The organism is Actinomadura rubrobrunea NBRC 15275, assembly GCF_001552235.1.
Classification (GTDB): Bacteria; Actinomycetota; Actinomycetes; order Streptosporangiales; family Streptosporangiaceae; genus Spirillospora; species Spirillospora viridilutea.
On sequence record NZ_BCQU01000018.1, the window covers coordinates 54,714 to 66,173 of the forward strand.

At 73.4% G+C, this 11,460-nt stretch carries 7 protein-coding genes; all 7 read right to left on the bottom strand.

Translation table 11 applies throughout. The annotated features are described in order from the left end of the window. Positions 1-203 precede the first annotated feature (203 nt). The gene (locus AR3_RS08050; RefSeq protein ID WP_067910841.1) at positions 204-500 is read right to left on the bottom strand and encodes a GYD domain-containing protein; all 297 of its coding nucleotides are present in this window, start codon (positions 498-500) and stop codon (positions 204-206) included. Between the two features lie 169 nt (positions 501-669). Next, positions 670-1,239 carry a GNAT family N-acetyltransferase gene (locus AR3_RS08055; protein WP_067910844.1) on the bottom strand — a complete coding sequence of 190 codons (570 nt, stop codon included), beginning with the start codon at positions 1,237-1,239 and terminating at the stop codon, positions 670-672. An 89-nt stretch (positions 1,240-1,328) separates the two neighbouring features. After that, the gene (locus AR3_RS08060; RefSeq protein WP_067910848.1) at positions 1,329-2,792 is read right to left on the bottom strand and encodes a glutamate synthase subunit beta; all 1,464 of its coding nucleotides are present in this window, start codon (positions 2,790-2,792) and stop codon (positions 1,329-1,331) included. Positions 2,793-2,811: 19 nt separating this feature from the next. After that, positions 2,812-7,362, bottom strand: a complete 4,551-nt coding sequence (gene gltB, locus AR3_RS08065; protein ID WP_067910852.1) for a glutamate synthase large subunit — start codon at positions 7,360-7,362, stop codon at positions 2,812-2,814. A 468-nt stretch (positions 7,363-7,830) separates the two neighbouring features. Next, entirely contained in the window at positions 7,831-9,780 is a 1,950-nt protein-coding gene (locus tag AR3_RS08070) for a hypothetical protein (protein WP_146150191.1), read from the bottom strand. A 70-nt stretch (positions 9,781-9,850) separates the two neighbouring features. Further along, complete coding sequence (locus tag AR3_RS08080; RefSeq protein ID WP_067910862.1) at positions 9,851-10,675, bottom strand: hypothetical protein; 825 nt, start codon at positions 10,673-10,675, stop codon at positions 9,851-9,853. Positions 10,676-10,751: 76 nt separating this feature from the next. Next, positions 10,752-11,456 (bottom strand): VIT1/CCC1 transporter family protein, encoded by a 705-nt coding sequence (locus AR3_RS08085; protein WP_067910865.1) that lies wholly within the window; start codon positions 11,454-11,456, stop codon positions 10,752-10,754. Positions 11,457-11,460 lie beyond the last annotated feature (4 nt).

Genomic DNA, 11,460 nt, shown 5'->3' on the forward strand with positions numbered 1-11,460 from the left:
TTGAGCCGGTTGATGAAGCGTTCCACGATCTGCGCCGCCGTGTCGATGGCGTGCGTACGGGGTGATCTGCAGGCGACCTGCGCTCGCCGTTGAGGCTCCGCGTACGGCGCTGAACGGCTCCACAGCACGACGCCGACGACAAGTGCGAGCACCGATCGCCGCACGGCGCCGTACCGCCTCCGTGATCTTTGGGGTCGGGCGGGTCAGCCCGTCGCCTTCGCGATGATCCGGGCCGTCTCGTCTCGGGTGAACGCCCGCAGGGTCGTGGTGCGGACGTTGCCCGCCGCGCAGTTCCGCAGCAGGGCCGCCGAGACGGTCTCGTCATCGGGGGCCTCGATGATCCCTACCAGGTCGTACTCGCCGACGGTCCAGTACAGGTTCACGAGCTTCGCCCCCACGTCTTCCACCATGGCGGCGAAGTTCTCGGCCCGTGCGACGGTGTCCGCGCAGGCGCGAACCCCCTGATCCGTCCAGTTGAACAGCGCGACGTAGGTCGGCACCTCGTCTCACCTCCCGAGGTCGGCGACGGTTCAGATCTGCACTGATACCCGCGGCCGACCAAGGGAGGCCCCGCCGGGAGTCATGACATTTCCCCAGACGGGACCGCACCTCAGCGGCGCGGTCGCGACGGGCGTCGCGGCGCCGTGCGGGCGGGGCCGGCTCGTCGCGTCAGCGGGCGCCGGGCCAGGGGCCGGGAGGCCGGTGGTCCACCGCCTTGCTGGTGATCTTGGTGTCGTACAGGCGGAAGCCGCGGGACTGGTAGTTGGACAGGGCCGCGGGACCGTCCAACGAGCAGGTGTGGAGCCAGACCCGGGTGGTGGGTTTGCGGTCGGGCCAGCGGTCGGCCAGGTCCCAGGCGCGGGCGGCGGCGACGGACAGCAGGTGGCCGCCGATGCCCCGGCCGTGGAAGGGGCGGAGAAGGCCGAAGCAGGCGATCTCGACCTGCCCCTCGGGCTGGGGGTCGAGTTCGGCGAAGCCGGCGGGGGCGCCGTGGACGTAGGCGATCCAGGTCTCGACGCCGGGGCGTTCCAGCCAGTTGCGCCACTGCTCGTACGTCCAGGGGAGGCGGTCGACCCAGTACCAGTCGCCGCCGACGGCGGTGTAGAGGAAGCGGCTCAGTTCGGGGAGGACGACCTCGGCGCGGACGATGTCGGCGGAGGTCGGACGGGCGGGACGCAGGTCGCCGGGGTCGCACTGCTCCAGGTACCAGGTGGTGACCTCGATCCGGCGGCTCGGCATCCGGTTCCCCCCTTCGCGGCATGGAAGAGGCCGGCCCCGGCGACCGGGGCCGGCCTCGACGAGCTTCCTCGCCGATGGTACGGGAACCGTCAGGCGATCGGGCGCGCCGTCGGCGGGATCGGCTTCGGGAGGGTCGTGTCGCCGGACAGGTACTTGTCCACCCCGTGCGCGGCGGACCGGCCCTCGGCGATCGCCCAGACGATGAGGGACTGGCCGCGGCCCATGTCGCCGGCGACGAACACGCCCGGCACGGAGGTGGCGTAGTCGGCGTCGCGGGCGACGTTGCCGCGCTGGTCGAGCTCGACGCCGAGCTGCTCCAGCAGCCCCTCGCGCTGCGGGCCGAGGAAGCCCATGGCCAGGGTGACCAGCTCGGCGGGGATCTCCCGCTCGGTGCCGGGGATCGGCTTGAAGCCGGTCTGCGGGCCTTCCACGTCGACCACGCGCAGGGCGCGGACGTTGCCGTCCTCGTCGCCGAGGAACTCCTGGGTGGAGATGGCGTACAGCCGGTCGCCGCCCAGGTCGGCCAGCTCCTCGTGCGCGCTCTCCATCTTGAACAGCATCGGGTACGTCGGCCACGGCTGGTGCTCGGGCCGCGTGGCGGGCGGCCTCGGCATGATCTCCAGCTGGGTGATCGACTCGGCGCCCTGGCGGATCGCCGTGCCGATGCAGTCGGCGCCGGTGTCGCCGCCGCCGATGACGACGACGTGCTTGCCCTTGGCGCTGATGGGCGGCTCCTCCATGTCGCCCTCCTGCACCCTGTTGGCCAGCGGCAGGTACTCCATGGCCTGGTGGATGCCCTTGAGTTCGCGGCCGGGCACGGGCAGGTCGCGCCAGACGGTGGCGCCGCCCGCCAGCAGCACCGCGTCGTACTGGGCGCGCAGCTCGTCGGCGGTGATGTCGACGCCCACGTTGACCGAGGTCCTGAATTCGGTGCCCTCGGCGCGCATCTGGGCGATGCGCCGGTCCAGGTGCCGCTTCTCCATCTTGAACTCGGGGATGCCGTAGCGCAGCAGCCCGCCGATGCGGTCCGCGCGCTCGTACACGCACACGTCGTGCCCGGCGCGGGTGAGCTGCTGGGCCGCGGCCAGGCCCGCCGGGCCCGACCCGACGATCGCGACCTTCTTGCCCGTCTTCACCGGCGGCGGCAGCGGCCGCACCCAGCCCTCGGCCCACGCCCGGTCGATGATCTCGACCTCGACGCGCTTGATGGTGACCGGTTCCTGGGAGATGCCCAGCACGCAGGCGCTCTCGCAGGGCGCCGGGCACAGCCGTCCGGTGAACTCGGGGAAGTTGTTCGTGGCGTGCAGCCGCTCGACGGCGTCCCGCCAGTCCTTGCGGTACACCAGGTCGTTCCACTCGGGGATGAGGTTGCCGAGCGGGCAGCCCTGGTGGCAGAACGGGATGCCGCAGTCCATGCAGCGGCTGGCCTGCTTCTCCAGGCGGTCGCGGCCGAAGTCCTCGTAGACCTCGCGCCAGCTCTTGATGCGGACGTCGACCGGGCGGCGCTTCGGGAGCTCCCGCTGGACGGTCAGGAAACCCTTCGGGTCTGCCATGTGAGTGGAACCCCCTTCCTCAGCTCCGGGCGGCGGCCATGACGGCCTCGTCGACGTCGCGTCCCTCGGCGCGGGCCCTGGCCATGGCCTCCAGGACGCGCCGGTAGTCCCGCGGCATGATCTTGGTGAACCGGGCGGCGGAGCCCTCCCAGTCGGCCAGCAGCTTCTCGGCCACCGTGGAACCGGTCTCGGCCAGATGCCGCTCCACCAGCGAGCGGACGAACTCGGCGTCCTCGCCGGTGAGCGGTTCCAGGTCCACCATCTCGAGGTTGACCAGGCTCGGGTCGAGGTCCAGGACGTAGCCGATGCCGCCGGACATGCCGGCCGCCAGGTTGCGCCCGGTGCGGCCGAGGATGACGGCGCGGCCGCCGGTCATGTACTCCAGGGCGTGGTCGCCGACGCCCTCCACCACGGCGGTGGCGCCGGAGTTGCGGACGCAGAACCGCTCGCCGACGACGCCGCGGGCGAACAGCTCGCCGGACGTCGCGCCGTACAGCAGGACGTTGCCCGCGATGATCTGCTCTTCGGCGGCGAACGGCGCGTCCGGGTGCGGCCGCAGGGTGATGCGTCCGCCCGACAGGCCCTTGCCGACGTAGTCGTTGGCGTCGCCGATCAGTCGCAGCGTGATGCCGCGGGGGATGAAGGCGCCGAACGACTGCCCGGCGGAACCGGTGAAGGTGATGTCGATGGTGTCATCGGGCAGGCCGTCGCCACCGCGCGCCCGTGTCACCTCGTGACCGAGCATGGTGCCGACGGTGCGGTTGACATTGCGGATCGGCATCTCCAGGCGCACCGGGCGGCCGTGCTTGACGGCGCCCTCGGCGAGCTGGATCAGCGTGTTGTCGAGGGCCTTCTCCAGGCCGTGGTCCTGCTTGGCGACCTGCCGCAGCGCGGTGCCCTCGGGCAGGTCCGGCTTGTGCAGGATCGGCGACAGGTCCAGGCCCGACGCCTTCCAGTGGTCGACGGCGCGGGTGGTGTCGAGCAGCTCGACGTGCCCGATCGCCTCGTCCAGGGAGCGGAAGCCCAGGCGGGCGAGGTACTCGCGGACCTCCTCGGCGATGAACTCGAAGAAGTTGACCACGAACTCCGGCCTGCCGGTGAACCGCTTGCGCAGCTCGGGGTTCTGGGTGGCCACGCCGACCGGGCAGGTGTCCAGGTGGCACACGCGCATCATCACGCAGCCGGACACCACCAGCGGCGCGGTGGCGAAGCCGTACTCCTCGGCGCCCAGCAGCGCCGCGATGATCACGTCGCGGCCGGTCTTCATCTGCCCGTCGGTCTGCACGACGATGCGGTCGCGCAGCCCGTTGAGCAGCAGCGTCTGCTGCGTCTCGGCCAGGCCGAGCTCCCACGGCGCGCCCGCGTGCTTGATGGAGGTCAGCGGGGACGCGCCGGTGCCGCCGTCGTGCCCGGAGATGAGCACCACGTCGGCGTGCGCCTTGGACACCCCGGCCGCGACCGTGCCGACGCCGACCTCGGCGACCAGCTTGACGTGCACGCGGGCGGCCGGGTTGGCGTTCTTCAGGTCGTGGATGAGCTGCGCCAGGTCCTCGATCGAGTAGATGTCGTGGTGCGGCGGCGGCGAGATCAGCCCCACGCCCGGGGTGGAGTGCCGGGTCTTGGCGATCCACGGGTAGACCTTGTGGCCGGGCAGCTGGCCGCCCTCGCCGGGCTTGGCGCCCTGCGCCATCTTGATCTGCAGGTCGTCGGCGTTGACGAGGTACTCCGACGTCACGCCGAACCGGCCGGACGCCACCTGCTTGATGGCGCTGCGCCGCAGGTCGCCGTTGGGGTCGGGGACGTAGCGCTCGGGGTCCTCGCCGCCCTCGCCGGTGTTGGACTTGCCGCCCAGCCGGTTCATGGCGATGGCCAGGGTCTCGTGCGCCTCGGCGGAGATGGACCCGTAGGACATCGCGCCGGTGGAGAACCGCTTGACGATCTCGCTGACCGGCTCGACCTCCTCGATCGGCACCGGCGGCCGGACGCCCTCGCGCAGCCGGAACAGCCCGCGCAGCGTCATCAGCCGCTCGGCCTGGGCGTCGACCTTGGAGGTGTACTCCTTGAAGATCTCGTAGCGGCGGGTGCGGGTGGCGTGCTGGAGCTTGAACACCGTCTCGGGGTCGAACAGGTGCTCCTCGCCCTCGCGGCGCCACTGGTACTCGCCGCCGACCTCCAGGGTGCGGTGCGGGGGCTCGACGCCGCGCGGCGGGTAGGCGCGGCGGTGCCGCTCGGCGACCTCGCGGGCCAGCACGTCGAAGCCGACGCCGCCGAGGCGGGAGGTGGTGCCGGTGAAGCACTTGTCGATCACCTCGGCGCCCAGGCCGATCGCCTCGAAGATCTGCGCGCCGGTGTAGGACGCGACCGTGGACACGCCCATCTTCGACATGATCTTCAAGATGCCCTTGCCGTACGCCTTGATCAGGTTGCGCACGGCGGTGTCCCGGTCCAGCGCGATGTCGCCGGCGCGGACCAGCTCCTCGACGGTCTCGATGGCCAGGTAGGGGTTGACCGCGGACGCGCCGTACCCGATGAGCAGCGCCATGTGGTGGCATTCGCGGGCCTCGGCGGTCTCCACCACCAGGCCGACGCGGGTGCGGGACTTCTCCCGGATCAGGTGGTGGTGCACGGCGCCGGTGAGCAGCAGCGACGGGATCGGCGCGCGGGTCCGGTCGGCGCCGCGGTCCGACAGCACGATGATGCGGGCGCCGTCGGCGATCGCGCGCGACACCTCGGCGCAGATCTCCTCCAGGCGGTCCTGCAGGGCCTCGCCGCCGCCGGCGACGTCGTACAGGCCGTGCACGACGCGGGCCTGCAGGTGCGGCAGCTCGCCCTCGTCGTTGATGTGGATGATCTTGGCGAGCTCGCCGTTGTCCAGGATGGGGGTGGGCAGCACGAGCCGGCGGCACGAGTCCGGGCCGGGCTCCAGCAGGTTGCCCTCGGGGCCGAGCGTGGACTGCAGGGACGTCACCAGCTCCTCGCGGATCGCGTCCAGCGGAGGGTTGGTGACCTGCGCGAACAGCTGCTTGAAGTAGTCGAACAGCAGGCGCGGCCGCCGCGAGAGCACCGCCAGCGGCGTGTCGGTGCCCATGGAGCCGACCGGCTCGGCGCCGGTGCGCGCCATCGGGGCGAGGATCACCCGCTGCTCTTCGAGGGTGTAGCCGAACGTCTGCTGCCGCTTGATCAGCGGCTCGTGGACGGGGACGTCCCGCTCGCGCTCGGGCAGCTCCTCGAACCGCACCAGGCCCTCGCGCAGCCACTGCGCGTAGGGGTGCTGGGCGGCGAGCTCGGCCTTGACCTCGTCGTCCTCGATGATCCGCCCGGCCTCGGTGTCGATGAGGAAGATCCGGCCGGGCTGCAGGCGTCCCTTGCGGACGACCTTCTCCGGCGGGATGTCCAGCACGCCCGCCTCGCTGGCCAGCACCACCAGGCCGTCGTCGGTGACCCAGTAGCGGCCGGGGCGCAGGCCGTTGCGGTCCAGCACCGCGCCGGCGATCGTGCCGTCGGTGAACGACACGCTGGCCGGGCCGTCCCACGCCTCCATCAGCGTGGAGTGGAACTCGTAGAACGCGCGGCGGTCGGGGTCCATCCCGGTGTGGTTCTCCCACGCCTCCGGGATCATCATCAGCACCGCGTGCGGCAGCGACCGGCCGCCCAGGTGCAGCAGCTCCAGGCACTCGTCGAACGAGGCGGTGTCGCTGGCCTCGATGTCGATCACCGGGTGGACGCGGGACAGGTCCCCGGGGATCAGGTCGGACTTCAGCAGCGCCTCGCGGGCCCGCATCCAGTTCCGGTTGCCCTTGACGGTGTTGATCTCGCCGTTGTGCGCGATGAACCGGTACGGGTGGGCCAGCTCCCAGGCCGGGAAGGTGTTGGTGGAGAACCGCGAGTGCACCAGCGCGATGGCGGTAGCGAAGCGGCGGTCGGACAGGTCGGGGAAGAACGGCTCCAGCTGCGGGGTGGTGAGCATCCCCTTGTAGACGATCGTCCGCGCCGACAGGCTCGGGAAGTACACCCGGACGTCCTGCTCGGCCCGTTCGCGCATGCAGAACACCACGCGGTCCAGCTCGATTCCGGTCTTGCCGGCGTGCTCGCCGTCCTCGGCGGCGGCCACGAAGAGCTGGGAGAAGTGCGGCATGGCGCGGCGCGCCGCGGGTCCGGCGAACTCGGGGTCGTGCGGCAGCTCGCGCCAGCCGAGGACGGCCAGCCCCTCCTCCGCGCACAGCGTCTCGATGTGCGCGACGGCCGCGGCCCGCTCCTCGGCGTCGGTGGGCAGGAACGCGATGCCCGCCGCGTACGCGCCGGGCTCGGGCAGCGCGAAGTCGCAGACCTCGCGGAAGAACGCGTCCGGGATCTGGGTGAGGATGCCGACGCCGTCGCCGTCGTCGGGTTCAGCGCCCACGGCTCCGCGGTGGTCCAGGTTCTTCAGGACGGTCAGGGCCTTGCGGATGATGTCATGGCTCTTGCGACCGTGCAGGTCGGCCACCATGCCGACGCCGCAGGCGTCGTGCTCGTAGGCCCGGTCGTACAGCCCCTGGTTCCGAGGTGCACGCGGTGTGAGCGCAGCGGCCATCTACCCTCCCGTCGTCGTCGTGTCACTGCTGGGGTCAGTGCAGGCTCGGGACGACGTTGGCCCTGCTGCGGTGAGATGACATTACATCACTGTCGGGATCATCCCCGACACGCCCTGATCGCGAAACTTCGCTGTGTTCGCATGCGGGCGCCGAGCGGTTCACCAAGGATAGCGGCGTGCCGCCACCGTAAATCACCGGCAATGCGGTGGCGGACGTCACCGCGTCCGGGTGATCGGGTGGTCAATTCCGCAACACCACGGCAATCCGCAGCATTCCCCGCCGGTGCGGCGTCGAACCATGGGCGCAGCCGGTGTGTCGGCCGTCACTTCGCCGCCTGTGCGAGACGGAGACGGCGGACAGGCCGACGGCGGTCAGATCGCGGTCCGGGCGGGGGCGCGGCGGGCCGGTCGAGGTTCTGACGCCGGGCGATCCGTGCGGGAATGCGGGGCCGCGGGGCCCGGACCGGGTCAGGAGGCGCGGGCCGCGCGGCCGAGCGGGCCCGGGGCCTTGCCGCCCTCGATCAGGAGGGACAGCAGCGTCTCGTCCGTCCCGTCGCCCTTGCCGTCCAGGCGCTGGGCCCACGCCACGACCGCGTAGTGCCCCATCGCGAGTCCCCGCGCCATGCCGAAGCCCTGGCCGAACCGGTCGAGCGGCGCCTCGGCGGGCAGCGGGAGCACGAACCCGCCGCCGCGGGCGCGGCCGATCTCGTCGACGAACCGGTCGGCGTCCGACGCCGAGGCGAGGTTGAACACCGTGACCGACAGCGCGTACCGGCCGTCGCCGTCGGCGTACAGCGTGCGGGCGGTCTGGGTGCAGCCGTGCTCGCGCAGCTGCTCGCCCATCCCCGTGCCCCACACGGCGGCCACGCAGTCGGCGTCCAGGCTCTTGGCCTTCAGCTTCAGCCGCAGTCCCGCGTCCTCGACGGTGATCGTGTTCGCCGACGCGGGGAACGCCTCCGCCTCGGTCAGCGGGGCCCGGTCGGCGGACCGCTGCGCGATCCCCTGGTACACCGCGCTCGACGGCGAGCTGGAGTACGAGGCCGGCGCCGGGCCGCTGGCGGCCGGGCTGCGCCCCATGCTCTGCGGGGACCGCCGTCCGGCCGCGCCGTCGTCACCGCCGCCGAGGGCCAGCACCGCCAGCGCCCCCACCAGGAAGACCACGGCCAAGGCGCCCGCGGTCGCGTAGAACACCCGCGGCGGCAGCGCCCCCAGCCCCCCGCCGCGCTGCTGCGCCGGCTTCTTGGACGGTCCGCGGCCCTTCCCGGCGGGACGCTGCGGCGGGCGTCCGCCGCCCGGCCGGTCCGCCGGCGACTCTTCGCGCCCGGCGCGCTTCCGCTTCTTCCCCCACGGCCGTTTGCGACCGGATCCGCCGGGTTCGGGGCTCTGCCGTTCCTCGCCGTCGGCCCCTTCCTGCCACTCCTGGGACGGACCGGCGTCTCCCTCGGCGATCCGCAGGTCGTCGCCATGCCAGTCCTCGCCCGGGGCGTGCCACTCGGCGGGATGCCCTGGGACTTCCGCGCCGTGGCCCTGCCATTCGCCCGCGTCCGGGACGTCCTGCGCGTCCCACGGAGAGCCTCCCCACGCGGCGTGCTCCGCGTAGGCGCCGGTGTCCGGCCGGCCGCCTGCGTGGTGCTGCCATTCGGCGGAAGGCTCGCCGTACGGCTCGTCGTAGGGCGGCCGCGCGGCGCTCTGCGGGTCGGGCGTCCGGCGCTTCCTGCCCCAGCGGCGGCGCTCGCGGTTCTGGGGCGGCGGGCCGCCGGGCCCGGTCTCCTGGACGTCCCGTCCGTCGTGCGGGCGTCCCGGCCGCACACCTCGGCCCGGAGCGGACGGCCGACCCGTGCCGACGTGCGGGCGCTGATCGCGGCCCGGCAGCGGGCGGGCGTCGCGCCGGCCCGCCGCGACGTCGCGCGGCCGGGGGGCGGGCCTGGGCGGCCGTTTGCCCGGAGCGGGCTGACGGGAGCCGTCGGCGGGACGGCGGTCGCGGCCGTCGGCCGCGGGCTTGCGGCCGAGTCCGGGGCGGTCCCCCGGCGCGGGCTTCTGGCCGCGGGGACGCCGCCCGAACCCGAACGGCGTCCGCGGGGTCTGCTCAGGCGGCGGCTCGGCCGGGACCTGCCGCCGGGGGCGCCGGTCGCCTCCGGTCGCCGGGCGGCGCGGCGGCGCCTCACGGGCCGGGGGCTGCGGCTGCCGGGGTCCGCGGGGACGGTGCTCGCCCCACCCGGGCTGGCGGTCGTCCGGGCGGCCCGGGCGCTCGGCGCGCGGCGCCTGCCGGTCGTCGCGCGGCGCCCGCTGCCCCGGAGCGGGCCGGCGGTCGCGCGGGCCGGGGCGCCCCTCGCCGGAACGCAGCGGGCGGGAACCTGAGCGGGGAGCCGCGCCGGGCCGTCGGGGCCCCGGGACGCGGCCGGGTTCTTGGCGGTCCACGAGGGCGCAGACTAACGTTCGCGCGCCGGTCGCGGGACCGTTCCGCGCCGAACCGCCGTCCCGCGCCGCGTCAACGCCCGTTCCCCTCGTCGGGCAGGCGGCCCCACACGAAGTCGGCGGGCTTCTCGATGGCCAGGCTGATGTCGATCATCTCGTTGAGCGAGGCGGGCCGGGCGCCGCCCGCCCGCTGCACCCAGGTGACGATCGTGTAGTGCCCGTACGCCTGGGCGTAGGCGGCGCTGAAGCCGCCGCCGAACTTCGGCGCGCCCGGCGCCATGAGCGGCAGCACGAACCCGGCGTTGGTGGCCGGGTCCATCACCCGCACGATCTGGTCGGCGCCCTCCTGGTCGGCCAGGTTGATGGCGGCGAACTGGCCGACGTACTTGCGGTCCTGGCTGACGTAGGAGCCGCGGGCGATCTGCGAGCAGCCCGCCTTGGTCAGGTCCTCGTGCAGCCGCCGGCCCCAGGTGACCGACTTGCAGTCGTTCGACAGCTGGGCCCCGACCAGGGTGAACGAGTAGTTCTGGTAGGTGACCGTCTTGGCGTCGTTCGGGAACACCTCGCCCTGCGTCATCGGCCGCTGGTCGGCCGAGCGCTGCGCGATGCGGGCCATCTGCCGGTCGGCCATCTGCGGGGTGTAGGCGGTCGGCAGCACGCCCGGCCCGTTGGTCAGGCCGGCGGAGGCCTTGTCCTCGTCGCCGCCCCCGGTCAGCACCACCACGCCCACGGCCGCCGCCGCGACGGCGGCCACCGCCGCGGCGATGCCGCCGAACAGCAGCTTGGAACTGCGCTTCTTCCTCCTGCCGCCGGTCCTGCCGTCGTTCTCCGGCCGAAAGTCCCGCCCACCGGCCGGACGACCGGTCTCCGGCGCACCTGTGTCACGAGCCTCGATCACAGCTCGCGAGCCTATCGAGAACACCGCCCCTCGCGGGGGCAAACGAGCGGTTCCTCCCGGTTCGTCGACCGAGCGGTCATGGTGCGACGCCGCCCGCTCCGATCAGGGCGCCCACGCCGTAGGTGACCGCCGCCGCGCCCGCGCCGAACCCGAGCTGGCGCAGCCCGCCGAACCACCAGCTGCGCTTCGTCACCCGCGTCACCAGCGCGCCCGCGCCGAACAGCCCGACGCCCGCGACGACGGCGGCCGGCCACAGGCTCGTCGCGCCGAACGCGTACGGCAGCACCGGCAGCACGGCGCCCGCCGCGAACGCCAGGAACGACGACAGCGCCGCGAGCAGCGGGGACGGCAGGTCCTCCGGCGTCACCCCGAGCTCGGCGCGGGCGTGCACCTCCAGCGCCCGGTCGGGGTCGCGCGACAGCTGGCGCGCGACCTCCGCGGCCAGCTCGGGGTCGAGGCCGCGCTCGACGTAGCGGGCCGCCAGCTCCGCCTGCTCCGCATGCGGGTGGCGCTCCAGTTCGAGGCGCTCCACCTCGATCTCCGCCTCGGCCAGCTCCGACTGCGAGGCCACCGAGATGTACTCCCCCGCGGCCATGGAGAACGCGCCCGCGGCCAGGCCGGCCAGGCCTGCCAGCAGCACGACCCGCTGCGCGGCCTGGCCGCCCGCCACTCCGGCGATCAGTGCGAAGTTGGAGACCAGGCCGTCCATGGCGCCGAACACCGCGGGCCGCAGCCAGCCGCCGGTGACGTCGCGGTGCTGATGGTGGATCTCGGCGGGCACCTGG

What these genes read in the sequence shown, in the direction of transcription:
- AR3_RS08055 (WP_067910844.1), bottom strand. Translation starts at nt 1,239, where the DNA reads ATGCCGAGCCGCCGGATCGAGGTCACCACCTGGTACCTGGAGCAGTGC.
- AR3_RS08060 (WP_067910848.1), bottom strand. Translation starts at nt 2,792, where the DNA reads ATGGCAGACCCGAAGGGTTTCCTGACCGTCCAGCGGGAGCTCCCGAAG.
- gltB (WP_067910852.1), bottom strand. Translation starts at nt 7,362, where the DNA reads ATGGCCGCTGCGCTCACACCGCGTGCACCTCGGAACCAGGGGCTGTAC.